We start from the raw sequence: 17,270 nt of genomic DNA on the forward strand, positions 1-17,270 counted from the left end.
CGGCGCAACTTGGTAGTCACGGCCGCCCCCAACCTCACTGTGGTTATTACTTGGCGAACTTCGCCGCAATGGCTGCAGCGGAGCTCTGCAATCCATCAACATTCTTGTCGCCGCCAAACTTGCTCACAGCTGTGCTCAGATCGTTCAACCAGGCAACGGGCACTGCTGCACCGTGAGCCAAGGAGGAAACGATCTTGTCCTGGCTGAAGTCCTTGATGGCGCTCTTCTGGTACTCAGAGAAGTCATCGGTCTTTGCCGTGGTGTTGGCCGGGATGGATCCCTTGACCTTGTTGAACGCGGTCTGGCCTTCAGCCGAGCCGATGGTGGTCAGCCACGCCTTGGCGCCGGCCGGGTTCGGGGCGCCCTTGGGGAGGGTGAAGGAGTCAGCCAGGAAGTCAAAAACGCCTGCGGTTCCCGGGGTAGGGAAGTAGGTGTAATCGACGCCGGACTTATCGCCGTCCTGAGCGAACTTGGCTTCGGCCCAGTCACCCATGACGTTGTACGCCGCTGCGCCGTCCTGGACCAGCTGCGTTGCCGGAGCCCAGTCGCTAAGTGAGTCACGGTCTGTGTTGGTGTAGGAAAGTGCCTTCTCGTAGGCCTTGATGGCCGTGGTTACTTCGGCGCTCTTCCAATCGGTCTTTCCGTCCCAGAGGCCGTTGTAGCCGTCAACACCCAAGCTGGAGAGCAGGACGTTCTCAAACAGCTGGACCTGGGTCCAGGAACCAGCCACTGCCAGCGGGATGACCCCGGTGGCTTTGATCTTGTCCATGTCTGCGAACCAGCCGTCAAGGTTCTCAGCCGGCTTTTCCGGATCAATGCCGGCCTTCTTCAGGACCTCAACATTGGCCCACACCACGTTGGCGCGGTGGATGTTGGAGGGCACGGAGTAGATCTTGCCGTCAACTGTCAGGCGGTCAACCAGGTCCTTGGGGAACTGCGACGAAAGGTCGTTGTCCTTGTAGAAGCTGCTGAGGTCTTCGAGCTGGTCAGCATCGATGTAGTCCTGCAGTTCGGCACCTGCGTGGGCCTGGAAGGAATCCGGCGGGTTGCCAGCCTTCAACTGGGCAGCCAGAACGCTCTTAGCCTGTGAACCGGCGCCGCCAGCAACAGCCAGGTTGTCAAAGGTGACGTTCGGGAAGTCCTTGTTGAACACGCCAACGAGGGCATCCAGGCCAGCCTTTTCAGAACCATCAGCCCACCAAGTGAAGACGCCAACCTTGCCGGTTGCATCCTTGGCGTTGCCGTTGTCACTGGGTGTGTCGCCGCCTCCGCCGCAGCCTGCAAGGGTCAGACCCAGCGCTGCAACTCCGGCAAGCAACGATAGACGACGTCGCATATTTTCCTCCGTGAATAATTGTTCGAAAATGATGATCTTGTGGGTGGTTAAATACCCGCTCCCCAAAAGTTACCTGCATCACTTGTTGTAGTCAATTATTTAACGCAACGGATTGGTAACAGTAGCCCGTTTTGTCTCCTCCCACCATGAATGCTGCGCTGGCTGGTGCTTATTTGGGCGTATTAGTGCTTGCGGGTGTGGTTTAGGGCCAGCGAAACGGCACCCAGCACCTCGGCCCGATCGCCGAGGGAAGACATGACGACGGTGGTTGCCTCGCCAATAGCGGGAACGGCGTGCCTTGTCAGTCCGCGCCGGATGGGATCGAGCAGGATGTGGCCCAAGGCTGCGAGTGGGCCGCCCACCACAATGATCTCCGGGTTGATCATGTTGGCCACGTTGGCCACAGCCCGGCCCACGGCCATGCCGGCGTCGTCAATGACTCGAAGCGCCGCCGCATCCCCGGATGTAGCGCGGGCAATGATGTCCTGCACGGTGAGGGGGCGGGGTTCCCCACGGCTGAGGAGTTCAATCATGAGCGCTGTAGAGGCAACGGTTTCCAGGCAGCCGCGGTTGCCGCAGCGGCACACCAGGCCTTGGTCAAAGATGGTGGCGTGCCCAATTTCACCGGTGATGCCGGTGTGTCCGTAGTAGGGGGCGCCGTTGAGGATCAGGCCTGCACCTATGCCGCTGCCGATCTTCAAGAACACTAGGTCTCGGACGGCGCTGTGCTCACCCCATGTCACTTGGGCCAGGGCGCCCAAGTTTGCGTCATTATCGGCAAATACTGGCATGCCGAGGGCTTCTTCGAGACGGGCCACAATATTCACGCCCACCCACTCGGGCAAGATGGCGCCACGGATGACGGTTCCGGTGCGGTGGTCAATGGGGCCCGGAACCCCGATCCCAGCGCCCATGACATCACTGCGGGAGATTCCGGATTCCGCCAGGGCATCCGCCAGCATGGTGGCGGCCGTGGCGATGCTTTCGGTGGCCAGATGCCCCACTGGCAGGGGTGCTGATTTTTCCGCTCTTACCTGGTGGTCCGCGCTGGCTAGAACGATCCGAACGTGGCTGCGGCCAAAATCAATGCCCACAACAACGTGGGGGGACTCCAGCAGCGAAACCGCCAGGGCGCGTCGCCCCGAGCTGGTGGTAGGGCTGGTGTGGGCGAGCCCTTCTGCGCACATGGACTTGACGATGTTGGAGACCGTTGCTGTGGACAGACCCGTGGTCCGAGCAAGCTCAGCCTGGGGGAGGGGACCGAGCTCACGCAGAGTTGCGACAATGAGCTGTTCATTGCGATGCCGCAGCGCGGACTGGGAGCCGGGTTTGGGATCCTGTGGTGATGTGAGGGGGAGATGGTCAGTCATACATAGTAGCGTGCATCACATAAGCTCTTGAGGTCAACTTATTAACGCAATTCACAGAGATTGAAGATTTAACGTTAAGCCCAAATGTGTAGCGTGAGCTCTTGGGCGAATAAGTGGGTAATTCAGCGCCAGCTTTCTTGGCGCACACTGTCTGCAATTCAGGGAATTTAGGCACGTTCTTGTTCCCGACGTGCAGGAATTTGTTTGGTTTTGTGCAAGACGTGCTGATGCCATGCGTGCGCTTATTCGCTCTGGAGGGCCTTGTGCTTGCGGGCCAATACCGCATAGTTACGTGCGTTCTCACGGACATGTTCGAGCTCTTCAGCGCTCAACTCACGGCGAACCTTGGCAGGAACCCCCGCTACGAGTGAGCCGGGCGGAATAATGGCGCCTTCAAGCACCACAGCTCCACCTGCCACAAGTGATCCGGCACCAATGATGGCACCATTCATGATGGTGGCGCTCATACCGATGAGGCAGTCGTCCTCAACCGTGCAGCCGTGGATCACTGCGCTGTGGCCCACACTGACACCATTGCCCACGCTGGTAGGAAAGCCAGGATCAGCGTGCAACACCACGTTGTCCTGCAGATTTGTTCCCTCACCCACAGTGATTGAGTTGGTATCCCCGCGCATCACAACACCGTAGAACGCACTGGAATCCGCGCCCAGCGATGCGGCCCCGATGATGACGGCGGTGTGGGCCACGAAGGCACTTTCGTGGACGTCGGGCGTGTTGCCGTCGAGGGCAATGAGTTGGTTCATGATTTGTCCAATCTTCGGGGGTTGTGGTGACTATTCAGTGGCCGGGGGTTACCAGCGTGGGTGGATGTCGGCTCGTAGTAATGAATTGTAGATGGCGGCTACCTCAGTATTGAAGGCCGCGCCTAGCTGTTGCAAGGATCCGGCAGCAGCATTGGCCTGGGCTTGGTCCGTGGAGCGGGCGCCAGGGATTACCGTAGATACGCCCTCGAGCTGGGCCACCCAGGCAAGCGCGGCCTGTGCTGGGGTGGTCCCTGCCGTGGCTGCGAGTTCTGCAAAACGTGTGGCTGCTTCAAGCCCCCGCGCATAGTCAACGCCGGAGAAGGTTTCGCCCACATCAAAATGACTGCCGTCGCGGTTGTAGTTGCGGTGGTCGTCGGCGGCGAATGTGGTGGTGGCGGTGTACTTTCCGGACAGTAGCCCGCTGGCCAGCGGCACGCGCGCAATAATGCCCACGCCAGCCTTCTGGGCGGCGGGCAGCACTGCTTCGAGGGGCTTGAGCCGGAACGCGTTCAGGATGATTTGGACGGTGGCCACGTGGGGGCGGGCAATCGCCTCCAGAGCCTGCTGGCAGGTTTCCACGCTCAGCCCATAACTGGCTATGGCGCCCTCGGCAACGAGGGTATCTAGCGCGTCATAAACCTCATCCGAACTCACCACCGCGGTGGGAGGGCAATGTAGCTGCACCAGATCCAGGGTGTCCGTGCCAAGATTCTTGCGGGACCGGTCCGTCCATGCGCGGAAGTTCGCCAAAACATAGTTTTCTGGAATCTGGTCCATACGCCGGCCCATCTTGGTGGCAACAGTGATGCCGTGCTGCGGTCCGCGTGAGCGCAGAAATTTCCCAATCACCTGTTCGCTGCGGCCGTCGCCGTAGACATCTGCGGTGTCAAAGAAGCTCACGCCAACATCGGCACCAGCGCCAAGCACCTCCAAGGCGTCGGCCTCGCTGACATTGCCCCAATCTGCCCCCAGCTGCCATGTCCCCAGCCCGACGGCGGATACGGTGCGGTTTGTTCTTCCCAAAATACGTGTTTGCATGCCACCAGCCTAGCCATAGGATTCCTCAGTAGTGGATTCAGTGCGGGCCTTCTTGGGCGGCGGCGACGGCAACAAGATCCGCTGCGGCTCCGAAAAGCCGTTGCGCCCCGGACCACACCGCTGTCAGCGGGCGGCTGATGCCCTGGCCTTCAAAGGGGACCCGCAGTAGGGCCCCGCTCTCCAACTGCTCGTGAAGTGCAAGTGCGCTCAGGGCGGCGGGGCCGGCGCCGGAGAGGACAGCCACCCGGACGGCTGCGTTGCTGCCCAACACCTGCGCAGGCTCGGCCATGGGCAGGCCAGCAAAAAGCTCCTGTAACGCTTCGCGGGTTCCCGAGCCGGGCTCCCTGACAACCAAGGGTGTGCGAGCTAATTCCGCCAAGGAGATTTTGCCGGTGTGGTGGGCCCAGCGGTGATTGGGCGGGACCACTACCAGCAACTGATCTTCTTGGACCACCATGGCATTGACCCGCACCGGGACGTTCGGAGTCTCCACGAAGCCCACGTGGAGGGCCCCTTGCTGGACTTCATGGAGTACTTGTGAAGAGTTCAGCACGTGCACGTCAACGCGTAAGGTTGGCCGGCGCCGTCGGACTTCCGCCAACCAGGCCGGCAGGAGAGTTTCGGCGATGGTCATGCTGGCACCCACGCGGATGTCTTCGCGCCCGCCAGTGGGGCTGGAGCGCAGCCAGCCCGTGAAACTCTGGGCAGCATCCAGCAGTTCCCTTGCATGATCAGCCAGAGCCAGGCCGGCCTCGGTGGGAACCGATCCCCGAGGGCTGCGTTCTAGAAGGGAAGTTTTGAGCCTGGTTTCCAGCTCGGCCACGGCACGGCTGGCGTTGGGCTGAGCCATACCCGCCTTCCGCGCCCCTGCACCCACACTGCCCGTATCAACCACGGCAACAAAGAGTTCCAGTACTTGCAGATTCGGCCAGTCATCGCTCATATCAAAAGCATATAGCGTGATGTGAAAGTGCCGTCTACCGGGGTTGCCCCGTCCTTGAAAGCATGAAGATATGTTCTCCACTCCACGTACTAAAGCCCACCTTGGGGCCCCACAAACAACTGTTGAAACAAGAAAGCTCCTGCCCCGTCTGCCGTTAGTGAGGTCCTACGGGCCAGGATTAGCGCTTTGTGCCGGGGCCGCAGCCGTGTCCATGGCCATAAATTCTCTCTTCTCCGCCGCCAGTCCGCTCGTCATCGCCATTGTGCTGGGCATTCTCATGACAAACGCTCTCCGGTTGCCGGCTGTATTGGCGCCCGGGCTGGACTTCTCAGCTAAGAAATTACTCCGGTGGGGCATCGTGTTCCTGGGCTTGGCGTTGGCGCTCGCAGACATCTTCGCGCTAGGCGCTCCGATGCTCCTTGTCATTGTTGCCATTGTTGCTGGAGGCATTCTGGGTACGGTGTTGCTGGGCACGGCGCTGAAGATGCGCCGGGCCCAGGTGCTGCTCATTGCCTGCGGCTTCTCCATCTGTGGAGCAGCCGCCGTGGCCGGGGCTGAGGGGGTGGTTGACTCCGAGGAGGAGGATGTTGTCACCGCGGTGGCACTGGTGGTCATCTTCGGCTCGCTCATGATTCCCTTCATCCCACTGCTAGGGCAGGCGCTGGGTATGAGTGCGGAACTCAACGGCATGTGGGCTGGAGCTTCAATCCATGAGATTGCCCAGGTGGTTGCTGCCGGAGGCATTATTGGGGGAGGGGCGCTGGGGGCTGCTGTGATCGTCAAATTGGCGCGGGTACTGATGCTGGCGCCGGTTATGGCCGTGCTCAGCGTGCGTCAACGGCGTGCCGGTTGTGGCAAACCCGGTGAAAAACGTCCCCCCATAGTTCCGATGTTTATTCTCGGATTCTTGGCCATGGTCCTGTTGCGTTCCACACTGGTAATACCAGCGGACGTTCTACATGCCGGCTCGTTGTTACAAACAAGCCTGCTCTCCGCAGCGATGTTCGCCCTAGGCTGCGGGGTTAAAATCCGCAGCCTGATCAAGGTTGGCGCGCGTCCGTTCATCTTGGCCGCGGCCTCAACCGTGCTGGTCACCGGTATCTCCTGGGTGGGAATTGAGCTGGTTCACCCCTGATCCCGGCCTCTGGAACAGCGCGCAGCCAGCAGTGAGGGCTGCGGGGAGCGACAGATCAAAGGCTCAGTCGAAGACCACTGTGCGGTGACCATCCAGCAGGACCCGGTGTTCGGCGTGCCACTGGACGGCCTGCGCCAAGGTGCGAGCCTCCACCGCGCGGCCCATGGAGACGAACTTCTCTACCGAGTGGCCGTGGTCTACACGGATAACTTCCTGCTCAATGATGGGACCCTCATCCAACACGGCCGTGACGTAGTGAGCCGTGGCGCCAATGATCTTGACCCCCCGCGCGTGAGCCTGGTGGTACGGCTTGGCGCCCTTGAAGGAGGGGAGGAAGGAGTGGTGGATGTTGATGGCCTTGCCGGCCAGGCGCTGGCAGAGATCATCTGAAAGGACCTGCATGTAGCGGGCCAGAACAACAAGTTCAACACCGAGTTCGGCCACCAGCTCGAGGAGAGCCTCCTCGGCGCTGGCCTTGGTCTCGGGGGTGACGGGAATGTAATAGAAGGGGATGCCGTAGAACTCGGCGAGCGGTTCCAGGTCCTTGTGGTTGGAGACAATGGCCGGAATTTCAACCGGAAGGGTGCCTGAGCGCTGCAGGAACAACAGGTCATTGAGGCAGTGCGCTGCCTTGGATGCCATGATCAGGGTGCGGATGGGGGTACCGGCACGGTGCAGGGTCCACTTGAGCTCAAAGCGATCCGCCACCATCTGGAGGTGCTCGCGGAGCTTGGAAAACGACGTCGTAGTTTCCACCGCAACACGCATGAAAAAGGTGCCAGTATCCGGGTTTCCGTATTGCTGAGAGTCGGTGATATTACAACCAGCATCCAAGAGGGAACCAGAAACGGCATGGACAATGCCGGGCTGGTCAGCGCAAGAAAGGGTCAGCACGTAGCCATGCGTGGAGGCAGGAGTCGAAGAGGGCGCAATTAAATCAGTCACCCTACCAACGTTACCGTCCCATGGGGGCTCTGTATTACTATTGAGGAGTTGCGACTGGCGATGAGGTGGGACACCACCGGGGAGCAGCACGAATCAAGACCAATGCGATCGTACGCCTGGGACGCAAGGTCACGAAAAGCCTAATACCGCGGTGTTTGGCGATAACCTTTTCAAGAAGAGTTTTTCGTGCTGAGAATTCAGGAGTCTGTAGTGTCTTTTTCACCCACCCAGTCCGTTACCAACGCCCCGCTCTCCGAGCTTGACCCGGAGATTGCCGCCGTTCTAAAGGACGAGCTCGCCCGCCAGCGTGACACGCTGGAAATGATCGCCAGCGAAAACTTCGCGCCCCGCGCCGTTCTTGAAGCCCAGGGCTCCGTGTTGACTAACAAGTACGCCGAGGGTTACCCGGGCCGGCGCTACTACGGCGGCTGTGAAGCTGTTGACGTGGCAGAGAACCTGGCTATTGAGCGTGTGAAGGCCCTGTTCGGTGCCGAGTACGCCAACGTTCAGCCGCACTCCGGTGCCCAGGCGAACGCCGCTGCGCTAGCTGCCATGATCAAGCCCGGGGATAAGATCATGGGTCTGTCCCTGGCTCACGGCGGGCACCTGACACACGGCATGAAGCTGAACTTCTCCGGCAAGCTCTACGAAGTTGCCGCGTACGAAGTTGAGCCCGATACCTTCCGCATTGACATGGATAAGCTGCGCGCCCAGGCCATCGCCGAGAAGCCGCAGGTCATCATCGCCGGCTGGTCCGCTTACCCGCGCCAGCTGGACTTCGCAGCCTTCCGCTCCATCGCTGATGAAGTGGGGGCCCTGCTGTGGACGGATATGGCTCACTTCGCCGGACTCGTTGCCGCTGGCCTGCACCCGAGCCCGGTGCCGTACTCCGACGTGGTCACCTCCACTGTGCACAAGACCCTTTCCGGTCCGCGCTCCGGTGTGATCCTTGCAAAGAAGGAATGGGCCAAGAAGCTCAACTCCGCCGTCTTCCCGGGACAGCAGGGCGGCCCGCTCATGCACGTCATCGCCGCCAAGGCTGTGGCTTTCAAGGTTGCCGCAGGCGAAGAATTCGCCGAACGCCAGGCCCGCGTTTTGGAGGGTGCAAAGATCATTGCTGAGCGCCTGAACGCTCCTGACGTTGCCGAGGCAGGAGTTTCCGTTTTGACTGGCGGCACCGATGTGCACCTGGTGCTGGTTGACCTGCGCAACTCCGTCCTGGACGGCCAGCAGGCTGAGGACCTCCTGCACAGCGTTGGCATCACCGTGAACCGCAATGCTGTTCCGTTTGACCCGCGCCCGCCGATGGTCACCTCCGGTCTGCGCATTGGCACCCCGGCGCTGGCCACCCGTGGCTTTGGCGCACCGGAGTTCACCGAAGTTGGCGAGATCATTGCCTCAGCACTCAAGGGTGGTGCCGATGTTCAGGCACTGAGCGCCCGTGTCAAGGCCCTCACCGCGAACTTCCCGCTGTACCCCGGTCAGGAAGAATGGTAAAAATGGCCACTGCTCAGATTCTTGATGGCAAGGCCACAGCCGCTGCCATCAAAGCCGAGCTGACCGAACGCGTAGCGGCCCTCGCCGCACGCGGGGTCACCCCGGGCCTGGGTACCATCCTTGTTGGCTCGGATCCGGGCTCGCAGTGGTACGTGGGCGGAAAGCACAAGGATTGTGCGCAAGTGGGCATCAAGTCCATTCGTATTGACCTGCCCGAGACAGCCACCCAGGACGAGGTTCTGGCAGCGGTCCGCCAGCTCAACGAGGACCCCTCCTGCACCGGTTACATTGTGCAGTTGCCACTGCCTGGCCATATTGATCAGGACGTGGTGCTGGAAGCCATCGACCCGGCCAAAGACGCCGACGGCCTGCACCCCATGAACTTGGGGCGCCTAGTTGCGAACGTGAACCGGCCCATGGTCTCCCCGCTGCCATGCACGCCCAAGGGCTGCATTGTGTTGCTGGAACGCCACGGCATTTCACTGAACGGCAAACGTGTTCTGGTTGTTGGCCGCGGCGTGACCATTGGCCGGCCCATGGGCTTGCTGCTGACCCGCCGCGACATCAATGCCACAGTGGTTCTGGCACACACGGGAACCAAGGACCTTGCTGCCGAGCTGCGCGAGGCTGACGTGGTGGTTGCCGCCGCCGGTGTCCCGCACATGATCAAGGCCGCTGATTTGAAGCCTGGAGCCATTGTCCTGGACGTTGGCGTGTCCCGCGTGGATGACGGTAACGGCAAGGCAGTTGTCACCGGTGACGTGGAGCCCGGCGCTGCTTCGGTAGCCAGCTGGATCTCCCCGAACCCGGGAGGTGTGGGTCCCATGACCCGCGCCATGCTGCTGGCCAACGTAGTGGAGGCCGCAGAGCGCGCCTAGGAGTAGTTGCTGCCAAGGGAAGCTCGACGACGGAACGCACGTTCCGGCGTGGAGCTTCCCTTCTGCGTTGGAGGGCTGGGTGGCGCACTAGGCGCGGGATTACAACTCGATCGATTCCACCCTCTCCGGACGGCTGTCCACCCAGGCCACGAGCAGCCGGACGTCCTCAGGGAGGCTGTCATCCGTATAGCGCGCCGTGACCTCGCGCCCAGTCCATTCCAGATTGAGTTCGTATAACTGGGTGTCGGGCCTTGGCACATCGGGAGGAGGTGGCGGCTGGTCGGAGAGCCTAGCTCTACTGACTTCCCCGGCAAAGTCCTTCGCCGCCGATTTCGGCAGGGCCTGCTGGTCCAGCTCTGTCCGGGCCACGATTCCGGCAATGCCGCCGGCCCGGATGATGGTCAATTTCATGAGAGTACTCCAACTTCCTTCCACGCGTTGTGGACGGCAACTTGCTCAGCCTCTCCGAAGATCATCCCCGCTACATCAATGGTGGCGTGGGCGGCTGCATCAAATTGTGTACTGGGGCGCAGCCTGGTAGTCAGGACCTCGTACCAGATCCGGCCGGCCTTTTCCCAGGCGTGTCCGCCCAAGGCAATTGCTGCCAGCGCGAAGGCACGGTTGGGAATGCCGGAGTTGATGTGCACCCCGCCGTTGTCGTTGCGTGGATCGTTGTTGTCCGGCAGGTTCACGTAATCTGCCATGTTCCCGGGCTGCCGGTCCCCGGAGTAGGCGGTGCCAGGGTGAATCATGGAACGCAGTGCCGCCCCCAGCTCGGGGACCAAGATTCCTTCGCCAATCAGCCAGCTGGCCTCTGCCGCCGTCTGGTTGAGGCTATGCTGCTTGACCAGGGAACCAAAAACGTCGGAGAAGGATTCATTCAGTGCGCCTGACTGTTTGCTGTAGACGAGCCCGGCAGTGAACTCCGTGACACCATGCGTGAGCTCGTGGGCAATCACGTCGATGGCACTGGTCAGGGCGCCGATCTTGAAGATTCGCCCGCTGCCGTCGCCATACACCATTTGCGAACCGTCCCAGAAAGCATTGTCGAATCCGACACCGTAGTGGACCGTGGAGACGAGTTCCATGCCAACCCCGTCCAGTGAGCTGCGGCCAAACTGGTCGCGGTAGAACTCATAGGTGGCGTTGCTGCCGTCATAGGCCTGGTTGACTGACGTGTCCACCACGGCAGGCGCCTCCCAGCCGCGCACCAAAACGCCGGGCAGGAACTGCCGGCCTTGTGTCTGGTTGTCGTAGACGCTCAGCCGTTCGCCCGTCTCCAAGGTGGCGCCTGCCAGGGACCCGGTGCGGATGTTCAACCGCCGGCCCAGCTGGCCCATCACGGCCCGCTGGGACCGCATGGCCGCGGAGGTGGCCAGTGCACAGGTGGCCGCTTCACGCTGCTCAGGTGTTCCCTCCACAGCTAACCTACCCAACAAATCCGGTGGCGCAATGCTGCACCGGGTGGGTTTCCTTATTGCTCCCATGACGTTCTCCTTTTCCCCAGCAACCGCCCCATGAGAGCGGCGCAGTGCCTGTTGACCCAGGCGCGAGCCCTCTATGCTCCGTTCCCCCATGATGGACCCGAAGTTGGCCGGCGGCAAGGGAGCGCGATGGGCTGCTACTTGTGCAGCAGCGCCGCCTGCACCCGCGACGCCAGGCCCAGCTTGGAGAGCACCCGCGAGACGTGGGTTTTTACGGTGGCCTCGGAGATTCCCAGACGGCGCCCGATCACGTGGTTGCTCAGGCCCTCGCCGAGGGCGGCAAACACCTCCCGTTCGCGCTCCGTCAGCTCCGCCAGGCCCGGAACAGGGGCAGGATCCGGCACCGGCGCCTGCTTGCCCGACAACGCTGCGGCCACAATCCGGGCCGTTACCTCTGGGGCAATGACCTGATCTCCACCATGCACCCGGCGTATGGCTGCCGTGATCGCTTCCGGTTCGGCTGTTTTGAGCAGGAACCCGCAGGCACCGGCCCGGAGCGCGCCAAATAGTTGCGCGTCGTGGTCAAAGGTGGTCAGCACCAGGACGCTGGCGAGCCTTTCCTCGGTGATGGTTTTGGTGGCCTCGATGCCGTCCATGCCGGGCATGCGCAAATCCATGAGCACCACGTCCGGACGCAGGGCCCGTGCCATGCTAAGTGCCGTTGCACCGTCACCGGCCTCGCCCACTACCTCCATGTCCGGGGAAGTGTTTACCACCATGCGCATGCCGAGCCTGATGGCTGCGTGGTCATCAACTATCAGCACTGTGATGGGGGCGGGGGAGCGGGGCAGGCTCATGCACGCGCTCCTTCGTTGGGATCGGTGCTGTCCTGGGGCTGGTGCGGAAGCCGCAGACGGACCACCCAGTGTTCCTCCTCGGGGCCGGTTCTCAGCATTCCGCCGGCATGCGTGGCACGGAAATGCATGCTTGGGATGCCGGTTCCTGTTCCTGTGGGGGCACCGCTGGGATCACTCGGAAGCAGGTTCCGCACGCTCACCACAAGCTCTTCCCCCGGACCACTGGCGGCAAGGGAAATATCCACCGGCTGACCCGGGGCATGTTTGGCAGCGTTGATTAGGGACTCGGACACTATGCGGTACACCGCGGTCTGCACGGACAGCGGTAGGTGATGTCCGCCGTCGTCCATGGCATTGTCCAGATGTACCTCAAGCCCGGCAGCCCGGCGGGACTCGGTCAGAGATTCGAGATCAGCAAGCCTGCCCGGGGACTCGGAAACCTCTCTGGTATGCAGGAGCCGGATCATGGTGTTCAGTTCTTCCAGGCCGGCAACACTTTCACCGCGGATTTGGTGCAGGAGAACGCGGCCCGATCCCTCTGGGGCGCCATGGAGCGCAGCCCCGGACTGCAGTGCAATGGCGCAGAGCCGGGCGGAGATGACGTCGTGGAGCTCCCGCGCCAGATGCGCTCTTTCATGCTCCAGGGCTAAATCATGGGCGTTGCGTTCGGCCAGCAGGCGTTGCCGGGACGCCTCCTGGACGGCATCGGCGCGGGCGGATTCACTGTCCGCAAGCTGATTGGCTTTGCGCAAGTTCCCGGCCCACTCCGCTGGGGTCAGGAGAGTGAGGACGGCGATGAAGCCGGCGGCAACGGCAATTCCGGCATCCCGGAAGAGAGCGAAGGCGCCCGCCACAGATAGCGCGGAGAGAACCCATGCGGCGTGTGATGCAAGCGCTGAGGCCCGTGCAGTCCCAAAGAGGACCAAGGAGAAGAAGAGCTCGAACATCAGCAAGAACGCCCCGGCCTGACCAGCCAGGAGCAAGCCCACGGCTGCGGTGCCACACATCCATGCCATGGCAGTGGGGGAGGTCCGGCGGAACAATACACCCGCGCAGCCCAGCACGGCAATGGCTGGCCAAGCGGACGCGAAAGCTTCGACCTTGAGGCTGCCGAAAGCGGTGAGGTTGACAGCCTCCAGGAGCCAAAAAATAGCAAAGTAGCCACCGGACAGGGCCATATCCTCGATCTTGATGTTGCCAATATTGCGCACGTCAAGACTCATGAATCTGCCACCCAAGCGCCGCAACAGCGGCAGTGGACGGGTGGCTGCGGGGGATTGGACCATGCCACCAGTGTTCCGTGCCACAGCGGGCGCAGCAAGCCAAACACGGCATTCATGCGACGAAGGTATGACAGGTTGTGGTTCCCCTGGCCGACGCGGTGCGGGAAGGGCGTGGGCACGCTGGAAGCATGACTATTGCCATCTATGCCCAACTTGCCGTATTGGCCCTTATTGACAGCACCAGCATAGGAACATTGCTGATCCCGCTCTGGCTGCTCTTACGCCCCGATGCCCGCCGGATTCTTCCACGGATCCTGCTGTACCTTGGTGTGTTGGCGTTCTTTTATTTGTTGATTGGAATCGCCATGCTCAGCGGTCTTGAGTGGGCGCTCAACGGTTTGAACGGTGGATCATTGGAACAGCTCCCAGTGATCCAGTGGGTCATGCTGTTGGGTGGGGCAGGCATGCTGGCGTATGCGTTGGCGCCGAACCCGGCGAAGAGGGAGAAGCAGCGGGCCATCGTCTCAGCGGACTCGTCTGCTGGCGTTGCCGGGACTGGCACCGCCGGGACGGGCACCGGCGCCGCTGTTGCAGGCGCCGAAATCAAATGGCACAAGAGGTTGTCCAAGGCCCTGCTTAGCCCGGGCGGCATTGTCGGCTTGGCGCTATTGGCAGGATTGTTGGAACTACCCACCATGCTTCCGTACTTGGTGGCCATTAGGTTCCTATCCAACTCAACGCTGGCGCTGCCTGGAGAAATTGCGGTGCTTGCCATCTATTGTTTGCTCATGCTGATCCCGGCACTGGTTCTTGTGCTGCTGCGTGTGCTCTTAGGACGCCGGCTGGATCCGTTGTTGCAGCGGGTCCGCGCCACGTTGGGAAAAATTGCGGGGGAGACGCTGCTATGGGTGGTGGGTATTGTGGGCTTCCTGCTGTTGCGGGGCGGATTGTCAGTGTTGGCCCCTGATGCGCCCTGGAACCCGTTTAAGTAGGTCCAGGATCCGGTTGCTCAGCGCACGGCGGGAGTGCTGGGGCGGCGCCAGTGAACAAGTTGCCCAACGTCAGACTGCCGTGGTGGCGCACAAGTTAACTCCAGGCAAGAGGAGCACCCACATCCGCTACCGTCCCCCACATCCGCTACCGGTCTTACGGGCGCGGATGTGGGGGACGGGCGGGGAAGGTTAGCGGGGCTGGGAGCGGTGAACGCCCTGGTGGCCGCACCCGCGTTCGCCGCTGGTGGAAGGCGGTCTGGAGTGTCCGCGGGATTTGAGAGAATGGAACCATGACTTCTCCTGTATCTGGCAAAATGTCGAAACCCAGCAAATTCACAGGCCTCGGCACCATTGTGCTGGCGATCGTGTTCCTCGTTGCCGTGGTGATGGCAGCTAACAACTTCACCGTGCTCGGTTGGGTCATCGCCGCGATTGCCTTGGGCTGGCTGGTGCTCTCCACCGCCGTCTACATCGGGGTACACAAAGCTGCAGCGTTTGGCGCCCGGCAGGTAGCACTGGCACAGGCTCAGATGGCGCAGCAAAACAGCGCCAATGCCCCGTCCGACGGCGGCACTCACCTGGTCTCGCAGGACTCCGGCTCACGCTCGGCGCAGAAGGCGCGTGAAATGAAGCTGGATCATTCCTTCAAAATCATCAGCGTCCAGATTGGCGTCGTCAACGAATACTTGGGCAAGGACCCTGAAATGGTGGCCCGTGCGCTGGACACCATTGACATCACCGCCACCAACGGCCGGGGCATGATCAACCCGAATTGGGAAGAGCAGGAAGCCAAAATGGATGCGGCCATGCTCAAGAAGAACGCGGAACGCCAAGGCGAAAACCCCCGGAACGCCACCCGTCCGGCTCAGAGCGGAGACGGTGAGGAGCCCGTCAGCGGCGTCATCATCGACTAATAGCGCCGGGGTGGCACAACAAGGATCTGCGGGTAGCTGCAGGTAAGGTGGAACAAGTGAGTAACGGTATCGAAAACGGTCAATTGAGGATCGCAAGCGTCAACGTCAACGGCATCAGGGCCGCCTACAAGAACGGCATGGGCCCCTGGCTTGCCGAGCGAGATGTGCATATTCTGTGCCTGCAAGAGGTCCGCGCACCAGATGCCATCGTTGAGGGTTTCCTGGGCGAGGAATGGCACGTACTCCATGCTGAGGCTGAGGCGAAGGGCCGTGCCGGGGTCTTGATCGCCACCCGCAAGGATGTTCTGGAACCCGTTGCCACGCGCATTGGTATTGGCGAGGAATACTTTGCCACCACCGGTCGCTGGGTCGAGGCCGACTATGTGATCAACGGATCCGATGGCACGCCGCAGACCCTGACCGTGGTGAGCGCCTACGTCCACTCCGGCGAGGTTGGCACCATTAAGCAAGAAGACAAATTCCGTTTCCTGGACACCATGATCGGGCGCCTGCCGCAACTTGCTGCTGCGAGCGATCATGCCCTGGTGGTGGGCGATCTCAACGTTGGTCACAAAACCCTAGACATCAAGAACTGGAAGGGCAATGTCAAGCGCTCCGGGTTCCTGCCCGAGGAACGCGCTTACTTTGACAGGTTCTTTGGCGAGGAAATTGGTTGGAAGGACGTTGCACGCGAGCTGGCTGGCGAAGTAGACGGACCCTACACCTGGTGGTCCAACCGAGGGCAGGCCTTCACCAATGACACCGGATGGCGCATCGATTACCATGCCGCCACGCCAGGCTTAGCGGCGAAGGCTCAGAGCTGTGTGGTGGACCGGGCAGCCTCTTACGAGGAGCGCTTCTCTGACCATGCCCCGCTTGTTGTCGATTACAAGTTCTAAAGGACGAATCAATCATCATGAGTGAGAGTACCCAACGCCCGCGCGTCTTGTCCGGCATGCAGCCCTCAGGCGACAGTCTGCACCTTGGCAATTACCTCGGAGCACTCGTCAACTGGGTAAAAACCCAGGACGAATACCAGACCCTGTTCTTCATCCCTGACATGCATGCCATCACTGTGGAGCAGGACCCGGCAGAACTGCGGGCCCGCACCCGTAAGACGGCGGCACAGTACATTGCCGGCGGGATCGACGTTGAAAAATCGACCCTGTTTGTCCAATCACATGTTCCCGAACATGCCCAACTGGCGTGGGTTTTGAACTGCATCACCGGCTTCGGTGAGGCGTCGCGCATGACCCAGTTCAAGGATAAGTCCGCCAAGGGTGGGGCCGATGTTGCCAGCGTGGGCCTCTTCACCTACCCCGTGTTGATGGCTGCAGATATTCTGCTGTACCGTCCCGAGGGGGTGCCGGTGGGTGATGATCAGCGTCAGCATGTTGAGCTGGCACGGGACTTGGCCAAGCGATTCAATTACCGTTTTGGCGAGACATTCGTGGTTCCCGAGGCCTTCATTCAGAAGGAGGGTGCACGCATTTATGACCTGCAAAATCCGAGTGCCAAAATGTCCAAGTCCGCCTCTGGCCCCAACGGTCTGATCAATTTACTCGATGATCCCAAGGTCACTGCCAAGCGCATCAAGTCCGCCGTCACCGACGCGGACACGGTGATTGCCCACGACCGCGAATCTAAGCCTGGAGTCACCAACCTGCTGGAAATCCTCTCCACGTTGACAGGCAAATCAGTGGAGACGCTGGTGACTGAGTACGATGGCAAGATGTACGGTCATTTGAAGGTTGATGTTGCCGAGGCAGTTGTGGCACGGCTGGAGCCCATCCGTGCACGCACGCTGGAGTTGCTTGACGATCCTGCGGAGCTGGATGCGTTGCTGGCAAAGGGTGCGGCCAAGGCACGTGAAATTGCCTCGGTAACCCTCGCTGACGTCTACGCCAAGGTAGGTTTCCTGCCTCCGCTCGGGGCGGTTGGATAATAGTGCCGG

Annotated in this window: 17 protein-coding genes and 1 riboswitch; of the genes, 7 read left to right on the forward strand and 10 right to left on the reverse strand. The window is 61.2% G+C overall.

What is annotated here, in order from left to right; genetic code table 11:
- Positions 1 to 46: 46 nt before the first annotated feature.
- The 5 genes from ABIB48_RS07585 to ABIB48_RS07605 all read right to left on the reverse strand — a co-directional run bounded on the left by ABIB48_RS07585 (position 47) and on the right by ABIB48_RS07605 (position 5,451).
- Positions 47 to 1,336 (reverse strand): ABC transporter substrate-binding protein, encoded by a 1,290-nt coding sequence (locus ABIB48_RS07585; RefSeq protein WP_110104704.1) that lies wholly within the window; start codon positions 1,334 to 1,336, stop codon positions 47 to 49.
- Between the two features lie 182 nt (positions 1,337 to 1,518).
- Entirely contained in the window at positions 1,519 to 2,706 is a 1,188-nt protein-coding gene (locus ABIB48_RS07590; RefSeq protein WP_110104703.1) for an ROK family transcriptional regulator, read from the reverse strand.
- Between the two features lie 242 nt (positions 2,707 to 2,948).
- Positions 2,949 to 3,470, reverse strand: a complete 522-nt coding sequence (locus ABIB48_RS07595) for a gamma carbonic anhydrase family protein (protein ID WP_315914225.1) — start codon at positions 3,468 to 3,470, stop codon at positions 2,949 to 2,951.
- 48 nt (positions 3,471 to 3,518) lie between these two features.
- Positions 3,519 to 4,508, reverse strand: a complete 990-nt coding sequence (locus tag ABIB48_RS07600; protein ID WP_354212620.1) for an aldo/keto reductase — start codon at positions 4,506 to 4,508, stop codon at positions 3,519 to 3,521.
- A 37-nt stretch (positions 4,509 to 4,545) separates the two neighbouring features.
- The gene (locus ABIB48_RS07605; RefSeq protein ID WP_315914223.1) at positions 4,546 to 5,451 is read right to left on the reverse strand and encodes a LysR family transcriptional regulator; all 906 of its coding nucleotides are present in this window, start codon (positions 5,449 to 5,451) and stop codon (positions 4,546 to 4,548) included.
- A gap of 70 nt (positions 5,452 to 5,521) precedes the next feature.
- Here ABIB48_RS07605 and ABIB48_RS07610 point away from each other — a divergent pair, with 70 nt between their 5' ends.
- Positions 5,522 to 6,586 carry a YeiH family protein gene (locus tag ABIB48_RS07610; RefSeq protein ID WP_354212621.1) on the forward strand — a complete coding sequence of 355 codons (1,065 nt, stop codon included), beginning with the start codon at positions 5,522 to 5,524 and terminating at the stop codon, positions 6,584 to 6,586.
- A 63-nt stretch (positions 6,587 to 6,649) separates the two neighbouring features.
- On the opposite strand, the gene purU is transcribed toward ABIB48_RS07610, so the two are convergent.
- Entirely contained in the window at positions 6,650 to 7,531 is an 882-nt protein-coding gene (gene purU / locus ABIB48_RS07615; protein WP_354212622.1) for a formyltetrahydrofolate deformylase, read from the reverse strand.
- A 40-nt stretch (positions 7,532 to 7,571) separates the two neighbouring features.
- A riboswitch (ZMP/ZTP riboswitch) is annotated at positions 7,572 to 7,660 on the forward strand.
- 81 nt (positions 7,661 to 7,741) lie between these two features.
- Here purU and glyA point away from each other — a divergent pair.
- A complete protein-coding gene (gene glyA / locus ABIB48_RS07620; RefSeq protein ID WP_110104698.1) occupies positions 7,742 to 9,028 on the forward strand; it encodes a serine hydroxymethyltransferase in 1,287 nt (428 codons plus the stop codon).
- A gap of 2 nt (positions 9,029 to 9,030) precedes the next feature.
- Positions 9,031 to 9,906, forward strand: coding sequence for a bifunctional methylenetetrahydrofolate dehydrogenase/methenyltetrahydrofolate cyclohydrolase (locus ABIB48_RS07625; protein ID WP_373366671.1), 876 nt, complete (start codon positions 9,031 to 9,033; stop codon positions 9,904 to 9,906).
- Positions 9,907 to 10,005: 99 nt separating this feature from the next.
- Here ABIB48_RS07625 and ABIB48_RS07630 read toward each other — a convergent pair whose 3' ends face one another.
- The 4 genes from ABIB48_RS07630 to ABIB48_RS07645 form a co-directional block, all read right to left on the reverse strand.
- Positions 10,006 to 10,317: a protealysin inhibitor emfourin gene (locus tag ABIB48_RS07630; protein ID WP_110104696.1), complete on the reverse strand. Its 312-nt coding sequence runs from the start codon at positions 10,315 to 10,317 to the stop codon at positions 10,006 to 10,008.
- Complete coding sequence (locus ABIB48_RS07635; RefSeq protein ID WP_354212623.1) at positions 10,314 to 11,393, reverse strand: M4 family metallopeptidase; 1,080 nt, start codon at positions 11,391 to 11,393, stop codon at positions 10,314 to 10,316. Before ABIB48_RS07635 ends, ABIB48_RS07630 begins: the two co-directional genes overlap by 4 nt.
- Positions 11,394 to 11,527: 134 nt before the next feature.
- Positions 11,528 to 12,187 (reverse strand): response regulator, encoded by a 660-nt coding sequence (locus ABIB48_RS07640; RefSeq protein ID WP_110104694.1) that lies wholly within the window; start codon positions 12,185 to 12,187, stop codon positions 11,528 to 11,530.
- Positions 12,184 to 13,473 (reverse strand): sensor histidine kinase, encoded by a 1,290-nt coding sequence (locus ABIB48_RS07645; RefSeq protein WP_146212968.1) that lies wholly within the window; start codon positions 13,471 to 13,473, stop codon positions 12,184 to 12,186. The genes ABIB48_RS07640 and ABIB48_RS07645 overlap by 4 nt, the downstream gene beginning before the upstream one ends.
- A gap of 125 nt (positions 13,474 to 13,598) precedes the next feature.
- Here ABIB48_RS07645 and ABIB48_RS07650 point away from each other — a divergent pair, with 125 nt between their 5' ends.
- The 4 genes from ABIB48_RS07650 (at position 13,599) to trpS (ending at position 17,261) form a co-directional block, all read left to right on the forward strand.
- Positions 13,599 to 14,402, forward strand: a complete 804-nt coding sequence (locus ABIB48_RS07650) for a GAP family protein (RefSeq protein WP_110104692.1) — start codon at positions 13,599 to 13,601, stop codon at positions 14,400 to 14,402.
- A gap of 290 nt (positions 14,403 to 14,692) precedes the next feature.
- Complete coding sequence (locus ABIB48_RS07655; RefSeq protein WP_146212967.1) at positions 14,693 to 15,316, forward strand: hypothetical protein; 624 nt, start codon at positions 14,693 to 14,695, stop codon at positions 15,314 to 15,316.
- A gap of 47 nt (positions 15,317 to 15,363) precedes the next feature.
- On the forward strand, positions 15,364 to 16,215 hold the full coding sequence (locus ABIB48_RS07660; RefSeq protein WP_373366672.1) for an exodeoxyribonuclease III: 852 nt from the start codon (positions 15,364 to 15,366) through the stop codon (positions 16,213 to 16,215).
- A 17-nt stretch (positions 16,216 to 16,232) separates the two neighbouring features.
- Positions 16,233 to 17,261: a tryptophan--tRNA ligase gene (gene trpS / locus ABIB48_RS07665; RefSeq protein ID WP_354212624.1), complete on the forward strand. Its 1,029-nt coding sequence runs from the start codon at positions 16,233 to 16,235 to the stop codon at positions 17,259 to 17,261.
- Positions 17,262 to 17,270 lie beyond the last annotated feature (9 nt).

The sequence above is a fragment of the Arthrobacter sp. UYCu511 genome, assembly GCF_040547105.1.
Taxonomy (GTDB): domain Bacteria; phylum Actinomycetota; class Actinomycetes; order Actinomycetales; family Micrococcaceae; genus Specibacter; species Specibacter psychrochitiniphilus.